The sequence below is a fragment of the Streptomyces sp. DS1-CR2 genome, from assembly GCF_055760475.1.
Genome location: NZ_CM147085.1, coordinates 4,736,918 through 4,756,191 on the forward strand (window position 1 = coordinate 4,736,918; position 19,274 = coordinate 4,756,191).

At 68.4% G+C, this 19,274-nt stretch carries 13 protein-coding genes, 1 tRNA gene and 3 pseudogenes; 7 read left to right on the forward strand and 10 right to left on the reverse strand.

Features of this window, described 5'->3' with window-relative positions; all coding sequences use genetic code 11:
• Positions 1-11 precede the first annotated feature (11 nt).
• Both ACY0PA_RS22760 and ACY0PA_RS22765 read left to right on the forward strand, forming a co-directional pair.
• A pseudogene (locus ACY0PA_RS22760) lies at positions 12-272 on the forward strand (ISAzo13-like element transposase-related protein); the annotation flags it as partial.
• A gap of 18 nt (positions 273-290) precedes the next feature.
• Positions 291-1,157, forward strand: coding sequence for a helix-turn-helix domain-containing protein (locus ACY0PA_RS22765; protein ID WP_473086617.1), 867 nt, complete (start codon positions 291-293; stop codon positions 1,155-1,157).
• Between the two features lie 15 nt (positions 1,158-1,172).
• Here the strand turns inward: ACY0PA_RS22765 and ACY0PA_RS22770 are convergent.
• Positions 1,173-1,943 (reverse strand): annotated as a pseudogene (locus tag ACY0PA_RS22770) (IS256 family transposase); the annotation flags it as partial.
• 423 nt (positions 1,944-2,366) lie between these two features.
• Between ACY0PA_RS22770 and ACY0PA_RS22775 the strand changes: the two are divergent.
• Positions 2,367-2,507 (forward strand): annotated as a pseudogene (locus ACY0PA_RS22775) (IS701 family transposase); the annotation flags it as partial.
• Positions 2,508-2,582: 75 nt separating this feature from the next.
• Here the strand turns inward: ACY0PA_RS22775 and ACY0PA_RS22780 are convergent.
• A complete protein-coding gene (locus ACY0PA_RS22780) occupies positions 2,583-2,990 on the reverse strand; it encodes a RidA family protein (RefSeq protein ID WP_473079567.1) in 408 nt (135 codons plus the stop codon).
• A gap of 142 nt (positions 2,991-3,132) precedes the next feature.
• Between ACY0PA_RS22780 and ACY0PA_RS22785 the strand changes: the two genes are divergently transcribed.
• On the forward strand, positions 3,133-3,513 hold the full coding sequence (locus ACY0PA_RS22785) for a winged helix-turn-helix transcriptional regulator (RefSeq protein ID WP_099498680.1): 381 nt from the start codon (positions 3,133-3,135) through the stop codon (positions 3,511-3,513).
• Positions 3,514-3,711: 198 nt separating this feature from the next.
• On the forward strand, positions 3,712-4,929 hold the full coding sequence (locus ACY0PA_RS22790; protein WP_473086201.1) for an IS701 family transposase: 1,218 nt from the start codon (positions 3,712-3,714) through the stop codon (positions 4,927-4,929).
• A 1,014-nt stretch (positions 4,930-5,943) separates the two neighbouring features.
• On the opposite strand, the gene ACY0PA_RS22795 is transcribed toward ACY0PA_RS22790, so the two are convergent.
• Positions 5,944-6,017: transfer RNA gene (locus ACY0PA_RS22795), tRNA-Gly, on the reverse strand.
• 525 nt (positions 6,018-6,542) lie between these two features.
• Between ACY0PA_RS22795 and dcd the strand changes: the two genes are divergently transcribed.
• Positions 6,543-7,118, forward strand: coding sequence for a dCTP deaminase (dcd, locus tag ACY0PA_RS22800; RefSeq protein ID WP_100596440.1), 576 nt, complete (start codon positions 6,543-6,545; stop codon positions 7,116-7,118).
• Between the two features lie 8 nt (positions 7,119-7,126).
• On the forward strand, positions 7,127-7,636 hold the full coding sequence (locus tag ACY0PA_RS22805) for a phosphoribosyltransferase (RefSeq protein WP_473079568.1): 510 nt from the start codon (positions 7,127-7,129) through the stop codon (positions 7,634-7,636).
• 174 nt (positions 7,637-7,810) lie between these two features.
• Here the strand turns inward: ACY0PA_RS22805 and ACY0PA_RS22810 are convergent, their stop codons facing one another.
• The 7 genes from ACY0PA_RS22810 to ACY0PA_RS22840 form a co-directional block, all read right to left on the reverse strand.
• Positions 7,811-8,722 carry a hypothetical protein gene (locus ACY0PA_RS22810; RefSeq protein ID WP_473079569.1) on the reverse strand — a complete coding sequence of 304 codons (912 nt, stop codon included), beginning with the start codon at positions 8,720-8,722 and terminating at the stop codon, positions 7,811-7,813.
• Between the two features lie 256 nt (positions 8,723-8,978).
• Positions 8,979-10,595, reverse strand: coding sequence for an MFS transporter (locus tag ACY0PA_RS22815; RefSeq protein ID WP_473079570.1), 1,617 nt, complete (start codon positions 10,593-10,595; stop codon positions 8,979-8,981).
• Between the two features lie 140 nt (positions 10,596-10,735).
• Entirely contained in the window at positions 10,736-11,737 is a 1,002-nt protein-coding gene (locus ACY0PA_RS22820) for a Yip1 family protein (RefSeq protein ID WP_473079571.1), read from the reverse strand.
• Positions 11,738-11,950: 213 nt separating this feature from the next.
• On the reverse strand, positions 11,951-13,381 hold the full coding sequence (locus ACY0PA_RS22825; protein WP_473079572.1) for an FG-GAP and VCBS repeat-containing protein: 1,431 nt from the start codon (positions 13,379-13,381) through the stop codon (positions 11,951-11,953).
• A gap of 74 nt (positions 13,382-13,455) precedes the next feature.
• Complete coding sequence (locus ACY0PA_RS22830; protein WP_473079573.1) at positions 13,456-14,928, reverse strand: FG-GAP repeat protein; 1,473 nt, start codon at positions 14,926-14,928, stop codon at positions 13,456-13,458.
• 408 nt (positions 14,929-15,336) lie between these two features.
• Entirely contained in the window at positions 15,337-16,629 is a 1,293-nt protein-coding gene (locus tag ACY0PA_RS22835; protein ID WP_473079574.1) for an FG-GAP repeat domain-containing protein, read from the reverse strand.
• A gap of 245 nt (positions 16,630-16,874) precedes the next feature.
• Complete coding sequence (locus tag ACY0PA_RS22840) at positions 16,875-19,157, reverse strand: (Fe-S)-binding protein (protein WP_473079575.1); 2,283 nt, start codon at positions 19,155-19,157, stop codon at positions 16,875-16,877.
• Between the last annotated feature and the right edge of the window lie 117 nt (positions 19,158-19,274).

Consider the following 19,274-nt stretch of genomic DNA (forward strand, 5'->3'; position numbering starts at 1 on the left):
AACGGCATTGGCCGGGCACATCGAAGTGGAACAAAATCGAGCACCGGCTGTTCTCCCACATCACCCACAACTGGCGTGGCAGGCCGCTGACCAGCCACGAAGTCGTCATTGAGACGATCGCCGCCACCCGCACCCGGGCTGGTCTGCGCGTCGAGGCCCACCTTGATCCCGGTGACTACCCCACCGGCATCGCGATCAGCAAGGACCGCTTCGCCGCGCTGCCGCTGGTCCGGCATGAGGTTCACGGCCAGTGGAACTACACCCTGCTGCCCGAACCCTCCGCGCCACAGGTGTCGCCCGCCGGCGAGGCACACGGCGTCGCCGACCGCCGCCGCGAGCTTCTCACCCGTCTCGCGGACCCGCGCCTGACCGGGCTGAGTGGCACGGAACTCGCAGATCTATGCGCTGAGTTGGCTCCGCTGCAGGCCGCCCGGGCCCAGGAACGCTACAGCGAGCAGCGCGGCGGACGCGCCCGGCGCGCAACCGGAAATCAGCGGGCCAAGCCGCTGTTCGACGACGCCACCCGGGTGATGCTCACCCTCCTCTACCAGCGCCAGGTCTGCTCGATGAAGCTGCTGGGCGACATGCTGGAGGTGACCCCCAACTGCATCGGCCACCTCGTCGCCGAGACCCGCCGAGTCCTGGAGGATCACGGCCACCAGCCCGGTTACGCCCCCAGCCGGTTCACCACGGCGGACGCGCTGATGGCCTTCCTCGACACCGCCGAGACCCCGACGCGCACCCGGATCATGGAGAGCCTGTCCCATCCGCGGCTTACCGGCATGTCCCGCGCGGAGCTGGATGCGCTCGCTCGCCGCCTCGCCCCACGCCAGGTTGCCCAGGTCGAACGTGCCTCCTACCAGCGCCGGGGCGCCGATCGCCAGCCGGGCAGCCGCGGCGGCGTCTTCCCGCAGAAGCTCGGTGACAGAGAACGCGTCGTCGTCGCCATCCTCTACCTGCGGAAACTGTGCACCCTGGACGTCCTCGCCGACGTGCTGGGGGACGTGAGCAGGTCCTCGATCGGGAACGTCGTCCGCGAAATCCGGCCCCTGCTTGCCGAAGGCGGACTCCTCCCACCTCCGGCCACCACCCGCTACCACACCGCCACCGAACTCCTCGCCGCCGCGGATGAAGAAACCGACACACCGACAAGTTGATTCCTTACGGCTTCAATGCGTGCGGCATCGCTGCCATGAAGCTCCGGGCAGAACGGCGCCGATCGCGGCGACGAGGCCGGTGTGGGCGTCGGAGACGACCAGCTGGACACCGGACAGACCGCGGGCGGTCAGCGAGCGGAGGAAGGCGAGCCAGCCCGCACCGTCCTCGGCCGTGGCGACGTCGATGCCGAGGATCTCCCGGTGTCCGTCCGCATTGACGCCGACCGCGATCAGCGCGTGGACGTTGATGATGCGGCCGCCCTCGCGGACCTTCTGCGTCAGCGCGTCGACCCAGACGAACGCATAAGGCCCGGCGTCCAGTGGCCGGTTGCGGAACGCGGCGACCTGTTCGTCCAGGTGCTTGGCCATCGCACTGACCTGGGACTTCGACAGCTGGGTGACACCGAGGGAGGCGGCGAGTTTCTCGACTCGGCGGGTGGAGACGCCCAGGAGGTAGGCGGTGGCCACCACCGAGATGAGGGCCTGTTCGGCCCGCCGGCGTCGCTCCAGGAGCCAGTGCGGGAAGTAACTGCCCCGGCGCAGTTTGGGAACGGCCAGTTCGACGGTGCCAGCGCGGGTGTCCCACTCGCGTGGGCGATAGCCGTTGCGGTGGTTGACGCGTTCGTCGCTGACCTGCCCGTATTCGGCGTTGCAGAGGGCATCCGCCTCGACAGACATGAGCGCGTCGGCGAACGTTTTGACCATCGCGCGCAGCAGATCGGGACTCGCCGCGGCGAGGTTGTCTTCCGCGAGGGCGTGCAGGGGCAGACTGTCTGGTGCGGTCATCGTGCTGATCTCCTTCGAGGCTTCGACACTTCGAAGATCAGCCGGTGGCCGTTCATCTATGCGGGCACCATCCCGATGCCGGAGCAAACCCCCGGATCAGGTCGAACCCGTACACCACTTCCCTGGACGTAACCCAACTACACCAATCCAACCAACGTCGACCCACGCGTGTACGACCCCGAGGTGCACCCGGGCGCTGTGGCCTGGTTCAAGTCGTCTGCCGAGGAACTGATCAGGCGCGTCGAGGGATACCTAGACCTGCTCGCTGCCCATGGTGTCGAGTGCCGCCGACTGGAGTCCCCGAACCCAGGCCGGGTCATCTACGAGGATGAGAATCAGATCGTTGTCATCCCGGCTGGGGGATCGAGCGTTTCTTGATCCCCCACAGGTGATTGCCCCCCTGCCCAACCCACCACTCTCCCCATCCAGCGCCTGTTCGTCGCCCTGGTCGTGCGCCCCGTGCACGACGCCGCCCACCGGCTCGGCTGGTCCGACTGGCGGCGACGTCAGCAGGCCCGGTCCCGAGCCGGCCACTACCACCGGCAAGCCGCGAACCAGACATGATGTGCCGAGCGCGCTGGTTGGCAGCTGAGCACCGCAGTTGGCCACTTCGGTGCTCAGCGGGCGAAGGGCATCTGTTCAGTCGAGGACCGCGGTGGCTTCGATCTCGACCAGATGGTCGGGAACGTCCAGTGCCGCAACGCCCAGCAGCGTGGCCGGCGGGACCGGGGTGGTGCCCAGCTTTGCGGCCGCCCGGGAGATCCCCTCGAGCAGCGGCGGCATCTTGTCGGGGGTCCAGTCGACGACGTAGAAGGTCAGTTTCGCCACGTCGTCGAAGGAGCCGCCAGCCTCGGCCAAAGCGGTGCCGATGTTGAGGTAGCACTGCTCGACCTGTGCGGCGAGGTCGCCTTCGCCGACCGTGATCCCCTCGGCATCCCAGGCGACCTGCCCGGCGATGAAGACCAGCTTCGACCCTGTTGCGATCGACACCTGCCGGTAGACATCGATCTTGGGCAATCCATTCGGGTTTACCAGGTTGACGGCCATGCTGCCTGCCTCCTTGTCCTGAGCGCCTGTGGGCTCGTGTCTGCCCGACGAGGGCGCCTTCGGTCTCTTGTGGTTACTCAGGAACCGTAGGAGAGTGGACGCTGACATGGAAGAACGCACTTTCCAGTGACTGGGGAACCCGATGGTGACCAAACAGATCAAGGGCCCATCCGAGGAAGCAGACCTCAGGCGCGCGGACTCATTGGCGCGAGAGATCTTCTCCGACGTTGCCAACAAGTGGGCATTCCTGATCATCGAGACTCTCGGTGAACGCACCCTGCGCTTCAGCGAGCTGCGGAACGAGATCGAGGGCATCAGCCACAAGATGCTCACCCAGAACCTGCGCATGCTGGAGCGCAACGGCCTGGTCGAGAGAAACGTGCACCCCACCGTCCCGCCGCGTGTCGAATACACCCTCACCGAGCCGGGCCAGGGCCTACGCGCAACCGTCGACGGAATGTGCGACTGGACGCACCGCTACTTCGGGCACATCGAGGCCGCCCGCCACCGCTTTGACGCCTGACAGCTGATCACGATCTACAGCTGGAGTATTAGTACTCCAGCCGTACTTCTCCATTACTGCTGGTCAACGGCCTGGGTCTGGGGAGTGTAGCGGGGTGGGTTTGGGTGCGGGGCGGTCCTGGCGGACCGTCCCGCGAACGTGTGACCGCGCCGCATGTAGTGACAGCAGACCGAGCAGTCCGTAGACGTGATCAATGATGTGCCCACGAGTGTCTGGGGCCGTGAACTTGAGAATCTGTTCCTGCGGGTCGGAGCCTGTTTCGTCCGGGTAGAGCCACGACGCCGGATGCGGGATTACGTGCGTGGGCTGCTGGGCCCGGTGGGGCGCAAGAACGGTTGGCAGCTCGCCGAGTACGCCGGCCATGCCACCCCGGACGGACTTCAGCACTTGCTGGCCCGCAGCCGTTGGGACGCCGACCATCTCCGCGATGACCTGCAGTCCTATGCAGCAGAGCAACTCGGAGCATCAGACGGTGTATTGATCATCGATGACACCGGCTTCGTCAAGAAGGGCACCACCTCGGCCGGGGTGCAACGACAATATTCGGGAACGGCGGGCCGGACCGAAAACTGCCAGATCGGTGTCTTCGCCGCCTATGCCACCACACGCGGCCACGGCCTGGTCGACCGAGAGCTCTACCTGCCCAAGTCCTGGACGAACGACCCAGATCGCTGCCGAGCGGCCCGGATCCCCGACGAGCGTGACTTCACCACCAAAAACGATCTCGCCCGGGCCATGGTCTGGCGGGCCCTGGAGTCTCCGCTCGTCTTCTCCTGGGTCACCGCGGATTCCGCCTACGGGCAGGATTCCCGCTTCCGCCGCTTCCTGGAAGACGCCGGCCTGTCCTACGTCGTCGCGGTGCCCAAGTCACAGCAGGTTCACGGCCCGCGCATCGACTACCTCATCGGCCAGGCGCCACCCGAGGCATGGCAACGCCTGTCCTGCGGCGACGGCGCCAAGGGGCCGCGCCTCTACGACTGGGCCGCCGCCCGGCTGCCCGCCGTCTGGGAGTTCGACGGCGACGAACCCACCCGGCAACGCTGGATGCTCGCCCGCCGCAGCATCACCAGGCCCGACGAGATCGCCTACTACCTGGCCAGTGCGCCGCTGGATGCCACCGTTGCCGACCTGGCCCGCATCGCGGGCTGCCGCTGGAAGATCGAGGAGTGCTTCCAGAGCGCGAAGAACGAGTGCGGCCTGGACCAGTACGAGGTCCGCCGATACGTCGGTTGGTACCGGCACATCACACTCGTCATGCTCGCGCACATTTTCCTCGCCGCGATGGCCGTCCAGGAGCGCGAAAAAGGGGTGACGCGGCCGACACACCCGACCTCGTGGATCTCACCCCGGCAGAAATCCGCCGTCTGCTGGCAGTTGAACCCCACCGCCGCGCTCCACGGCGCGAGCACGCAGTGAGCTGGTCGCACTGGAGACGCCGCCACCAAGCACGCGCCCGGCACTGTCACTACATGCGGCGCGGTCACACGTTCGCGGGACGGTCCGCCAGGACCGCCCCGCACCCAAACCCACCCCGCTACACTCCCCAGACCCAGGCCGTTGACCAGCAGTAATGGAGAAGTACGGCTGGAGTATTAGGGACACCCTTACGGGCTGGGCCGCGGGATTTGAACCTGCGGACTCATCCTTATCAGGTCGATCACGGGGAGACATCGCTCCCGGCCAACTGGCTTTGTGCCTCCACTGTCTGTCTATTGAGGTCCAGCGTCGGCTGCCGCTGTTCGCGCCTGTTGGTGTCAGGTGCTGATGTCAGGGACCGGGGTGCTCGGCGAGTTCGGGGTACTTGCACGCCGGATCATCTCTACAACGTGCACCGCCTGCTTCGGGTGGGCCCATAGCCGTACAGGCCCCACAGACGATTCGCACTCGATCACCAGCGCTCTGGTCGGGAGCTGCAACCTTTCGCGGAAGGTTGTTCGGCGTGCACGGATGTAGCGCAGATCTGTCGGGAGTTCACGCAGTCGCGTCCACGACCAGCGAGACTTCCATTGGAACTTGCCCCCAGCCCGCACCTGGCCAAGGCTGTATCGGCGCCCCTCATCCGGCAGGTTGGCCCCGACCTGGAAGAAGACTGCTTCCCCTGCTTCGGTCTGAACGGCTGTTCTCCGCGCTCGCCGTGCCACGAGAACCGTTCCGATCACCCCGCCGACGAAGGCAGAGAGCGCTGCCGTAATCATGCGCGAAGTAAAACAGGCGGCCAACTCATCGCCAAGAGTTCGGCGCACCTCGGGCCTCACATCACCCACCACCCGGAGCGGAGCGCAGCCGGGTGCTCGATCGCAGCGTGCGGAAAGCTCGCCGCTCCGTGTCACGGAAGCCGGATGATCAAGCATCTGGCACGGATGTGGCACGCGACGACTGAGCGAAACCGCACAGCAAAAAGGCCCGGGTCTCTGACCTGGGCCTTCTTCGTGGAGCGGGTGACGAGAATCGAACTCGCACTCTCAGCTTGGGAAGCTGATGTTCTACCACTAAACTACACCCGCGTAAGACGCCGGTTGAGCCGGAGTCGTAACGTCGCACACTCTACCCCACCTCGGGCCCCCGGTGCTTTCGCCGTGGGGTCCGGATGCGTTGTGCGTGCTGGAAGTGACTGCGGGTGAAGGGAGTTGGGGCGTACGGTGGGGCCGGCTTCGAGGGTCCTTCCGTGTGCGGAGTGCCGCCTGGAGTGGCGTCCCTTTCATCCCGTAATGTGACCCATCGTTGTCAGCCAGAAATGGCGTAGTGGCTCGTGGGGAAGGGACTCTGGGACTCGATGGAGCGCACATTCGTCCGTTGTGCCGAGGGGCACGTTTTCAGCACCGCTTCGTTCCCGATGCAGCAGGCCGACCGGCTCGGACCCGGCCGGCTGATCCGATGTCCGCGGTGTGCGCGGCTGAGGAACGCGGTTCCTGTGGAGTTCGAGAAGCGGTAGCCGGCGCATAGCCGGAAGGCGGGCGCGCGGGTGCGCCACAGTCGCGGTGCAATGGCCGGATTGTGGCGGGCCCGCGCGCTCTGCGTATCCTCGCTACGTGCTTCTCTCAGACAAGGACATCCGGGCCGAGATCGACGCCGGGCGGGTCCGCATCGATCCGTACGACGAATCCATGGTGCAGCCCTCGAGCATCGACGTGCGGCTCGACCGCTACTTCCGGGTGTTCGAGAACCACCGCTACCCGCACATCGACCCCGCGGTGGAGCAGGCCGACCTGACGCGGCTCGTGGAGCCGGAGGGCGACGAGCCCTTCATCCTCCACCCCGGCGAGTTCGTGCTCGCCTCCACGTACGAGGTCATCTCGCTGCCGGACGATCTCGCCTCGCGCCTCGAGGGCAAGAGCTCCCTCGGCCGGCTCGGGCTCGTCACGCACTCCACCGCCGGCTTCATCGACCCCGGGTTCTCCGGGCACGTCACGCTGGAGCTGTCGAACCTCGCGACGCTGCCGATCAAGCTGTGGCCGGGCATGAAGATCGGGCAGCTGTGCATGTTCCGGCTGAGTTCGCCCGCCGAGTTCCCCTACGGCAACGAGCGCTACGGGTCCCGCTACCAGGGCCAGCGCGGCCCCACGGCCTCCCGTTCCTTCCTCAATTTCCATCGAACGCAGGTGTGATCAGCAGCATGAGTGACGTACGCGAGAACCTTACGTACGAGAAGTTCGGCATAGCCGTGCGCGAGCTGGCGCAGACGATCGCCGACGACGGGTACGAGCCGGACATCGTGCTGTCCATCGCGCGCGGTGGCGTCTTCGTGGCCGGCGGGCTCGCGTACGCCCTCGACTGCAAGAACATCCACCTCGTGAACGTCGAGTTCTACACGGGTGTGGGAACGACGCTCGAGATGCCCGTCATGCTGGCGCCCGTGCCCAACGCGATCGACTTCTCGGACAAGAAGGTGCTCATCACCGATGACGTCGCCGACACCGGGAAGACCCTGAAGCTGGTCCACGACTTCTGCCTCGACACCGTGGCCGAGGTGCGCTCCGCCGTGATCTACGAGAAGTCGCACTCGCTCGTGAAGTGCGAGTACGTGTGGAAGCGCACGGATGAGTGGATCAACTTCCCGTGGAGTGTCCTGCCTCCGGTACATAAGTCGGGAGAGGCGCCCAAGGAGAACAAGGAAGCGCTCTGATCTGCGCTTGAGGTCTTCGCGCGCTGTCGACGAAAAGGGGCCCCCTCGATGCCGAGAGGCATCGAGGGGGCCCCTACGTCATCTCGGGGGCCGGTTCACCGCTCCGGTCGATCGGGGCTGTCGGCTCCCGTTGCTGTGACCAGTGATGTCAGCTGATCTTGCGGTCGCCTGGGCTCAGCTCTTGGAGAGCGTGACCTCTGACTCCTGCTGTCCGGTGTCGACAGTCACCGGGTAGTCCCGGTCATCTGCTCGGGCCCTGCTGCGAATCGTCGCGGTGCCGGGCTGGAACGAGGTGCCAGGTTCCTGGCTGGTCAGCTCGACGGACCAAGGGACGGGCGCGCCCGGCGTGCAGGAGACGGTTGTCTCATAGGAAGCGCCCGGCGTCCCCTTCTTCTGGATCTGGAAGACCTGGCCGACGAGCGAGACATTCGCAGGCTTGTTGCACGTCACGGTGCCGCCGACGGTGATCTGACCGTCTGGGACGGCCACCGTGCCCGCGGAGTCGGTGTTCATCCCCATGGCGAGTTCAACCGGAGGTTCGGGCATGACCGCGTGAACCGCACCGTGCAGAGGCACTGTCGATCCGTTGCAGTACTGCTCGAACGTGGCATCGAGTGCGCGGACGTAGCCGTAGGGGCCGAAAGCGATGTGCTCGATGGTGAAGGAGCCGGAGTTGGTGTTACACCCTCTTTCGGTCCCGTTGTCGGTCCCGCTGAACACCAGTTCCGGATCCCCTTGCTGGGCGTAGGGCCATTGCTTCGCCCCGGTGTACGTGGTGCCCTCAGTCAGCTTCTGACCGTCGGGGGCGGCGACGATGAGACGCCAGAGCGTACCTTCGTCCGCATCTATCGCGACGGTGAGGCCGTTCTCGTCCCTGCTGCCCTGGACGTCGAACATCTGGACCGCTCCAGCCGTGTACTCGTACGACTGACCGCCTGAAATGTGCTCACCCGGATCGCCGCTGAAGCTCAGCGTTCCCGACGTCGCGCTGTAGGCCTGCGCAGTGCCCACCAAGGGCGCAGCCGTGAGCGCAACTGTCACTGCCGCGACAACGCCCACGGTGCGGGCCAGTATGCGTCTCGGCATGGTGCTTCTCGTCAAGGTTCCCCCCAAGGGAGTGTTTCGGGCTGGGCCAATCAGGTGCATGACATACGCACCATCAAGGGCCGAGTCGGATGAAACGCAACTTTTGTGGGGGCATCAAACCCCCCGCTATAGAAGCGCAAGATCTTTAGCTGGCGTCACAGCGGCCTCCGAAGTCCCGTTGGCCACAAGCCCCCAACGCACCCGGGCCGGGCAGGTTCTGGACGCCTGAGCAGGCCCCACGCGCTTTTCCGGCGGGCTAGGGCGTCGCCGAGCGGGGCTGGGTCGTCGGGATCCGTGAGGTGAAGAACATGGCGAGCAGCGAGGTGAGGGCGAGGACGGCGAGTGCGGCGCGGAGGCCGTCGAGCCGTGCTTCGTCGTTCGCGTCGAGCGCCGCCTGCGAGACCTCCGTGCTCGTGCCGGCTTCGTCGAGCGCGGTCCTGAGCTGAGCGTCCGACAGGAAGGGCGCGCCGCTCTGGAGCTCGACGGAGGTCCGGCTCTTGACGTCGGCCGGGACCGCCGGATTCTGCTCGATGCCGGTGACGAACGAGGTCGTGAGCGCGGCGATGAGGATCGACCCGGCGAGTGCCGTACCGAGCGAGGCGCCCAGGTTGGTGACGGCGTTCTGGACTCCGCCGACCTCCGCGCTCTGTGCCTGCGGTACCGCGGACACGGTGACCGACCCGAGCTGGGACGCCAGTGCGCCCATGCCGAGCCCGATCAGCAGGAGGGGGAGGGTGACGATCTCCGCACCGGCTCCCACGTCGAGTGCGGCCATCAGGGCCACCGCCCCGGCGAGCAGCGCGAGGATCCCGAGCCGCACCACCCGGCGCGGTGAGACATCCGGGAGGAAGCGCGGGATCAGGATCGCGGCCGCCAGCAGCGTCAGCGAGAGGGGCAGGATGCGGGCACCGGTCTTGAGCGCGGACAGGCCCAGGGCGACCGACAGATACAGCGGGACGACGAAGAACACACCCATCTGCACGAGGTACTGGAAGAAGAACATCGTCAGGCCGCCGGTGAGCTGCTTGTTCTGAAGCAGGGCCGGGTCGATGAGCGGCTCCTTGCGCTGCTCCACCAGGCGGGCCTCCCAGCGGAGGAAGAGCCAGATCAGCAGCAGGCCGGCCAGCGCCAGCCAGACGACCGGCGAAATACCGAGCCACGAAGGCGCGCCGGGTTTGGGCTGGAGCCAGCCCCATTCGTCCGAGCGGAGGACTCCGTAGACGAAGATCCCGAGGCCGAGGGCGGAGAGCACGCAGCCGAGGAGATCGATGCGAGAGCGTTCGCCGACCGGCGCGTCGGCGATGCGGCGGGCGAGCACGAGGATGCCGAGCACCACCACGACCTCACCGGCGAACACCCAGCGCCAGGAGAAGTACGTCGTCGCGACGCCTCCGACGAGCGGCCCTACCGCGATCGCCACGGCCCCTGCGGCCGCGACGAGACCATAGGCGGCGGGACGGCGTTCCGTGACGAAGTTGCCCGCCACGAGCGCCACGATCGCGGGCATGATGAGAGCGGCTCCGACCCCCTCGAGGAGCGCCCAGCCGAGCAGCAGTACAGGGAGGTTGGGTGCGAGCGCCGTGGTCAGGGAGCCGCAGCCGTAGATGACGCAGCCGGTCATGAACGCGGGTTTGCGGCCGATCAGCGCGCCGACCTTGCCGCCCGGGATCATGAACATCGCCATCACGAGGGTGTACGCCGTGATGGCGCCCTGGATCCCTGTCACGGTCGTGCCCACGTCCTCGGCCACGGTGGCGATCGAGACGTTCATGACCGAGCTGTCGAGAGCCATCAGGAACTGACCTGCTGCGAGTGTCAGCAGGACGAGTCGCGCCGTCGTCGAACTCCCAGCAGTGCCTGCCGCAGGTGCCATGGGCGCATCGTGGCAGCTGTCCCGGAGGCCGGTGCTCCGACCCGCCATCGGCGTCACCCGTTGGCGGCGACGGGGTGGCGGCGAACGCGAGTGGGGCCCGGCACTGTGTGTGCCGGGCCCCACTCGCGTGTCCCAGGTCTCTAGAACGTGCCCAGCTTGATGATCGACAGGAGCGCGATCAGCTGGATCGCGGAGGCGGCCAGCGCCTTCGGCCACGGGAGGTCGTGCGACCTGCCGACCATGAGCGTCAGCAGGAAGCCCGCGAGCGCCCACGTCGCCCAGCCGATGATCTGCACGAACGGGGCGTCGCCGCCGAGGAACATCGCGAAGAGCAGGCGCGGGGCGTCCGTGATCGCGGTGATCAGCATTGCGAGGCCGACCGTGGGCTGCCACGCTCCGTCACCGCCGAGCTGGCGGGCCAGCGTGTGCGTGACCACGCCGAGCACGAAGAAGCTGAGAGTGATGGCCACGCCGGTCGTGAGGACGTACGGGACCGCGGCCGAGAGCGTGGCATTGATCACGTCCTCGCGGGCCGAGTCGAAGCCGAAGATCGCGAGCAGCCCGTAGAGGAACGTCACGACGAGGGCGGGGCCCCACATCGCGTAGTCCCGCATCTGGAGGTACGTCTGTCCGGGGCGCAGGACGACCCCGGACAGCAGTTGCTTCCAGTGCAGCCGCGGACCGACGGGCGCGGCCGGGGCCGAACCCGCCCGGTACGTGTCGCCCTGGTTGTACGGGTCCTCGCCCACGGAGAACGCCTGGGTGTGCCCCGGGTTGTTCGCCGCGTACGGGTCGTAGCCCTGGCCCTGCTGACCGTGCCCCTGCGGGCCGTTCGGGTCGCCGAAGTACTCCGGCTCGCCGTGGCCTCCGGACTGGGGCCACTGCTGCTGACCGTACGGCTGCTGCGGTTGCCGGCCGCCGTACTGGTGCTGCTGCGGTCGCCCGTTCGGGGGCGCGGGAGAGTAGCCGTACGGGGCCTGCCCCTGGGGGGCACCCTGTCCGTACGGTCGCGATTGCGAGGCGCGGTTGTCCCGGCCGCGTCCGATCCTGAATCCAGCCACGTCATCGAACGTACCTGGTCCCGGGGAGTGAGGTGCCGGGCCCGGTGGATCGGGCCCGGCTTTGCTGCCGAGCTGTGACATCCCCTAAGGGGCGCCCGTGGTGGTGATTCCGGCGGCCGAGCCGGGCAGGCGGAGCGTGCCGACCGTGCCCGCCACGTACAGGTCGGCGTAGCCGTCGCGGTCGGTGTCCCGCAGCCGCACCGCGGAGCCGAACGGGTCGTCCGAGTTCAGCGCTCCGGTGACGCCGGGGCTGTTGCGGGCGAACCATTGGGCACGGGTGGGGTCCTTTCGGGGTCAGCCGCTGATGTGGTTGCCGAACATGGCCTGGTCGCCGTCGAAACCGAGCGCGGACGGGCCGAAGCTGGTGGCGCCGGACGTGGTGAGGCCTGTGCTGGATCCGCGCAGGTTCCAGACCGCCCCGGTGCCGCCGTTCTCGAAGGCCGCGCCGGTCGTGAGGTCGGCCCGGCCGTTCTTGTTGATGTCGCAGAGCAGGACGCCGGAGCCGAAGCTGTCGTTCTTCTCCGCTGCGCCCGGCACGCCGGACGTGCTCTGGGAGTACGCCTGGGCGCCGGTCACGGTGAGGCCGGCCGCGGAGCCGCGGAGCAGGACGACGGTGCCCGCGTCCGTGGCGGAGCCGATCGCCTCGCCGGGCGAGCCGATCGCCAGGTCGCCGTACCCGTCGGCGTTCGCGTCGCCCACGGACAGGGAGGCGCCGAAGCGGTCCATCGCCTCGGCGGTACCGGGAACGCCGGCCGTCGCCTGGGTGTAGCTCTTCTGGGCGGTCAGGGCGGGGCCCGTCGCGCTTCCGGGCAGGACGGTGACCTTGCCGCCGAGGGCGCCGCCCGGGTCGGACGTCTTGTCCAGGGGGTTGCCGAGGACGATGTCGCCGTAGCCGTCCTTGTTCAGATCGCCGACAGCGGCGGCGTACGCGCCGGGGAGCGTGATCGCGGACGGGGAGGTGACCGGCTGGAGGAAGAGGTACGTGGCCGCGTACTGGTCGTCGGCGCCTTCGCCGTAGGGCGCGTAACCCTGTACGACGAGGTCGTCGACCCCGTCCTTGTTGGTGTCGCCCGCGGCCAGGCCCCCGGATGTGGCGCCCGGGTCGAGTGCGGTCGGCACGGTCGAAGTGCCCCCGTACGTGCCCGACTTGGTGAAGCCGCCGCGGATGATGTCCACGGTGGAGCCGGTCGAGCCGACCGCGAGGTCGTCGTGGCCGTCGCCGTCGAAGTCGCCCACGGCGAGCGTCGCGCCGAAGTAGTCGTGCTTGGTGGGGCGCGGGTCGGTGACCGTGGTGCCGCCCGAGAGCCCGCTCGCCGAGCCCCACACGATGGTGACCGCTCCGGCGTGCGTGTCGGTGCCGGTCTTCTCGTTCGGGGCGCCGACGACCAGGTCGGCGTATCCGTCGCCGTTGAGGTCGCCGGTGGCGAGGGAGTCGCCGAAGGTGTCCTCGGTCTCGGGCGTGCCGGGAATGCCGGTACTGGCCTGGCTGAGCACCGTCCGCTTGGCGGTGTTCAGGCCGGCGGACGAGCCGTAGACGACGGCCGCGCGGCCGGCCATGTACGTGCCGGACACGGTCGCGGTGCCCGCGGTCAGGGCGATGTCGCGGTATCCGTCGCCGTTGAAGTCGCCGGGCAGCCCGGACGGCGCGGCGGACGCGGAAGTGGCGGGGAGGGCGAGAAGCCCCGTCGTGAGAGCCGTGGCCAGGAACAGGGTGCGCTTGCGCATGGGGATCCAGGGGTGCGTGGTCGGGAACGGGCCCGCACCGAAGCGGTGCGGGCCCAACGGGCGAACGAGAGGCCCTAGTTGGCCGCGTTGCCGCCCAGCTGCGGGTACGCGTCCGTCGAGACGGCGAGGGACGTCGCCGAGAAGGAGCGCGCGCCCGTCGTGGTGATCTTCGTGCCGTTGGACGGGAGGTAGGTCAGCGCGCCGTTGCCGCTGTTCTCGCCGTACGCGCCGATCGTCAGGTCGGCCTTGCCGTCGCCGGTGACGTCGGTGAGCTTGACCTCGTTGCCGAAGTAGTCCTTCGTCTCGTCCGAGCCGGGGACGCCGGCCGTGGACTGGGCGAAGAACTGGCTGCCGGACTGTGTGTTGATGCCGCTCGCCGAGCCGTACAGGACCGTCACGGAACCGGTGTCCGTGACGCCGCCCAGGTTCTCGCCGGCGGCGCCGACGACCAGGTCCTGGTAGGTGTCGCCGTTGATGTCGCCGAGGGACAGCTCGCCGCCGAAGTCGTCGCCGCGCTCGGAGTCGCCGGGCACGTTGCCGGTGTTCTGGCTGATGGCGGTGGTGGTGTCGGGGCCGCTCGCCGAGCCGTACGTGATGTTGACCTTGCCGCCGTCGGTCGATTCGGTCGGGTCCGGGGACCCGTCCGTGGGCTCGTCCCACTGCTGGCCGGTCACGATGTCGCCGAAGCCGTCGCCGTTCACGTCGCCGATGTCGGTGATGACGCCGGGCTTCAGCGTCCGCGCGGACGAGACGACGAGGCCGGACGCGCTGCCGGGGATGTAGTAGTTGGTGTTCCAGCCGTCGCTGGTGTTCGTCTCGAAGCCGTCGACCACGAGGTCGGTGGCGCCGTCGCCGTTCACGTCACCCGCGGTGAGGGTGAGCGGGCCGGTGCCGCTGCCGGACTGGATCGGGGGCTCGAGCGTGTAACGGCCGCCCGCTGTACCGGTCTTGGCGATGCCGCCCTTGTAGACGTAGATCGTGGCGGCGGAGGAGCCGACCGCGAGGTCGTCCTTGCCGTCGCCGTCGAAGTCGCCGGCGGCGAGGGTCTTGCCCCACTGGTCGTGGGAGGAGACGGCCGGGTCCGCGATCGTCGTGCCGCCGGTGAGGCCCGACGCCGAGCCCCACATGATCATGACGGTGCCGCCGTCGGTGTCGCCGTCCACGTCCTCGAAGCGCGCGGACGTGGCCAGGTCGTCGTAGCCGTCGTCGTTGAAGTCGCCGTACGTGCTGACCCAGCCGAAGCCGTCGTTGGTCTCGGCGGTGCCCGGGACGCCCGTCGTGTTCTGGCTGACGGTCTTGCGGGTGGCGGCGTTCAGGCCGTTCGCGGAGCCGTACAGGGCGACGAACTGGCCGGCGCCCTTCTTGCCGCCGACCGTCGACCAGCCGGCGGAGAACGCGACGTCCCCGATGTGGTCGCCGTTGAAGTCGGCCTCGTGGTGGTGGACGGAGTCGGCGGCGAGGGCCGAGCCCGTGGAGAGGGAGAGCAGCCCGCCCGTCAGCGCGACCGCGGCGGCCGAGGCGAGGGCGATACGTATGTGCTTGTGCATGCGGGGTTCTCCTGCGGCATGCGGGGATGCCTGGCGGGCATCCGCAGTCAATGGGGTGCGTTCCGCCGGTGTTTGCCGGGAGTTGTCCCAGGCGTTGTCCTGCGGTTGGCGAACAGGAGACTCGTAGTGGGGCCGGAGGGTTGTATGTGGTTCACAGTTATTTCCGGCAGCCCGAGTTTTCGGTGTTCCCAGGGCCCGTTCAGCGCAGGACCCTCCCGAAGGCGCGACCCGCTCCGCTCGTCGCCGTCCCGAAGTCCGCGCCGTTGAAGGACGTGGCGTACGACGTGGTGACGTACGGGACCGCGCCGCGCAGGACCCAGACGGCGCCCGCGTCGGCCGTACCACCTTGGGTTCCTGTTTCACGGGCCTCAGCGGCACGGAGTGCAGCGCACGCCGGCCCGCCCGCTCTCAGAACTCCGCTGTGGAGAAGGTGACTTGAGGCTTTCCGGCCAGGAGTGCGCCGTCCTCGACTCCGGGGTACACGGCGATCGTGTCCGTGCTCTCGCCGCGGTACGTGCGGACCACGAGGTCGGCGCGTCCGTCGCCGTCGAAGTCGGTCACCCCGAGGACCTGGGTGGTGCCGGCGGCCCCGGGGGTGACGGTCACGGCCGGCCTCCCGTTCGCGGGCAGGACCTTCGGGGCCTTCGACGCGCCGCCGGACACGACGAGTTCGGCCATGCCGTCCCCGTCGAAGTCACCCGCGGTGACGGCCGTTCCGGTGGCATCGAGGGCGGCGGCGCCCGGCCGCGAGAGGGTGACGCCGGAGGTCGTGAGCAGCGCGGTGTCCGCGCCGGCGCCCTTGGTGAAACGGCCCACCGCGAGGCCGAGGCCGGACGGCAGCGCGGCGCCGGAACGGGCCGGTCCCTGCGGGCCGCCCAGCACGATCCGCGACGGCGACGAGCCGCCGGAGGTACGGCGCACGAGGAGGTCGTCGTACCCGTCGCGGTCGACGTCGAAGGCGGGGCCCACGGGTACGTTGCCGGGTGCGGTCAGCGGCTCGCCGGCCGCGCGCGGGGCACCCTTGCGGGTGAAGGGGCCGCGCAGGAAGCTCAGCCGCCCGCCGCTCGCGTGGACCGTGAGGTCGACCGAGCCGTCCCCGTCGAAGTCGCCGCACACCGGCTGGTCCGGCCAGTCGTTGCCGAACCGCGCCTGGGCGGGGACGACGAGCTTCACGCCCCGGTGCGTGAGCCCGCCCGGGCCGCCGAACAGGATCTGCAGCGGCACCGGCGGCTGCCCCTGCCCGTCGAACGGCGGATCGGTCGACACCACCAGATCGGTGAAGCCGTCCTTGTCGAGGTCGCAGCTCGCCTCGGAGTCGAACGCGGCGGGCGTCTCGCCCTCGGTCGGCGCCGCGTACGTCGCGGGACGCAGCAACTGCCGCGCCCCGGGCACGAGTCCGTGCCCCTTCTTCCCGTACACGACCCCGATCCCGGCGTCGTCCCCGAGCCCGTCGTGCACGAGATCGTCCAGTACGAGGTCGGGGGCGCCGTCCCCGTTGAAGTCGTCCGGCACCTTGCTGCCGCGGCCGTGCGGGACGGGGAGCGCGGCGCCGGACTTGCCGGCCATGGACACGGGGCGGTGCTTGGTGGCGGCGGGCTTGTCGTCGCCACCGCAGCCGGTGACGGCGGCGACCATGAGCAGGGTGCACCCCGCCGCGGCCCTGCGTATCGCGGCGCTGCGGCCGCCCCGTTTGCCCACCATCGCCTCTGACCCCGCCCGCCTCATGCGCCACTTGACCCGTTCATGATGCCGCCGGGGTGAGGGAGGGGGTAGGGGCGGGGCCTGCCGGTCTGGTCACGGAGCGCGGCCCCTGTCCCGTAAACGCCCCTCCTGTGTCCTGTAAAGGGCCCCCTGTGTCCTGTAGACGGCCCCGCGAACGCCGAAGGGGCCGACCGGGTCTCCCCGGTCGGCCCCTTCGCGTACGGCGGTACGGAACTACGGAACCGCTACTTCACCGGCTCCGGCTCCGGCGCGTCCTCGGTCTCCTGCGAACCCGCCGGGTCGACCGGCGTCTTCACGGAGTCGAGGAGCAGCTGGGCCACGTCGACGACCGTGACGGACTCCTTGGCCTGGCCTTCGTTCTTCTTGCCGTTGACCGAGTCGGTCAGCATGACGAGGCAGAACGGGCAGGCGGTGGAGACGATGTCGGGGTTCAGCGACAGCGCTTCGTCAACACGTTCGTTGTTGATGCGCTTGCCGATCCGCTCCTCCATCCACATGCGCGCGCCGCCGGCGCCGCAGCAGAAGCCGCGCTCCTTGTGGCGGTGCATCTCCTGCTGGCGCAGGCCCGGGACGGCGTCCATGATCTGACGCGGGGGCGTGTAGACCTTGTTGTGACGGCCCAGGTAGCACGGGTCGTGGTAGGTGATCAGACCCTCGACCGGGGTGACGGGGATGAGCTTGCCCTCGTCGATGAGGTGCTGGAGCAGCTGGGTGTGGTGGATTACTTCGTAATCGCCGCCGAGCTGCGGGTACTCGTTGCCGATGGTGTTGAGGCAGTGCGGGCAGGTCGCGACGATCTTCTTCGCGGACTTGGGCTTCGCCGACTCGGCAACGACCTTGCCGTCGTCGTCGAGTTCCTCGCCGAACGCCATGTTCAGCGCCATGACGTTCTCCTGGCCGAGCTGCTGGAACAGCGGCTCGTTGCCCAGCCGGCGGGCGGAGTCACCGGTGCACTTCTCGTCGCCGCCCATGATCGCGAACTTGACGCCCGCCATGTGCAGCAGCTCCGCGAAGGCCTTGGTGGTCTTCTTCGCGCGGTCCTCCAGGGCGCCGGCGCAGCCGACCCAGTAGAGGTACTCGACCTCGGTGAGGTCCTCGATGTCCTTGCCGACGACCGGGACCTCGAAGTCGAGCTCCTTGAGCCACTCCAGGCGCTGCTTCTTCGCCAGGCCCCAGGGGTTGCCCTTCTTCTCCAGGTTCTTGAGCATCGTGCCCGCCTCGGACGGGAACGCGGACTCGATCATCACCTGGTAGCGGCGCATGTCGACGATGTGGTCGATGTGCTCGATGTCGACCGGGCACTGCTCGACGCAGGCGCCGCAGGTGGTGCAGGACCACAGGACGTCGGGGTCGATGACGCCGTTCTCTTCGAGGGTGCCGATCAGCGGCCGCTCGGCCTCGGCGAGAGCCGCGGCCGGAACGTCCTTCAGCTGCTCGGCGGTCGCCTTCTCGTTGCCCTCCATGTCCTTGCCGCCACCGGCGAGCAGGTACGGGGCCTTGGCGTGCGCGTGGTCGCGCAGCGACATGATCAGGAGCTTCGGCGAGAGCGGCTTGCCGGTGTTCCAGGCGGGGCACTGCGACTGGCAGCGGCCGCACTCGGTGCAGGTGGAGAAGTCCAGCAGACCCTTCCAGGAGAACTGCTCGACCTGGCTGACGCCGAAGACGTCGTCCTCGCCCGGGTCCTCGAAGTCGATCTCCTTGCCGCCACTGGTCATCGGCTGCAGCGCGCCGAGCGCGACGTCGCCGTCCGCCTCACGCTTGAACCAGATGTTCGGGAACGCGAGGAAGCGGTGCCAGGCGACACCCATGTCGGTCTTCAGGGCGACCGTGATCATCCAGATGAAGGAGGTCGCGATCTTCAGCCCGGCGAAGAAGTACGTGAGGTTCTGCAGCGTGGAGACGTCCATGCCGCGGAACCAGGAGACGACCGGGTACGAGACGAAGAACGAGGCCTCGTAAGCGTCCACATGGTGCTGGGCGCCCTCCAGGGCGTGCAGCGTGAAGATGCAGATGCCGACGATGAGGATGACGGCCTCGACGAAGTACGCCTGACCGGTGTTGGACCCGGCGAAGCGGGACTTGCGGCCCGGCCGGCCGGGGCGGCTCAGCTGCCGGATCACGATCAGCACCGCGATGCCGAGCACCGTCATCGTGCCGATGAACTCGACGAAGACGTTGTACGGCGCCCAGTCACCGATGACCGGCAGGATCCAATCGGCCTGGAACAGCTGGCCGAAGGCGTTGACGATCGTCAGCAGCAGCGAGAAGAAGCCCACCGCCACGAACCAGTGCGCCACGCCGACGATGCCCCAGCGGTTCATCCGGGTGTGGCCGAGGAACTCCTTGGCCACCGTCACCGTGCGCTGCACGGGTTCGTCGGTGCGGGTGCCGGCGGGGACGTTCTGGCCGAGCCGCATGAAGCGGTAGATCTGCGCGATGGCTCGGACGAACAGTGCGACGCCGACCACGATCAGGACCAGCGACACGATGATCGCGGCGAGTTGCATTCGGGGGCTCCTCGGGCCTGCGAGGGTGGATATTCAGCGATTACTAAGCGGTAACTTATTTCAGTCCATGCTGAGACTACCCACTTGTGTGGCCGCACTGTAGCCAGCCGGGCGGTG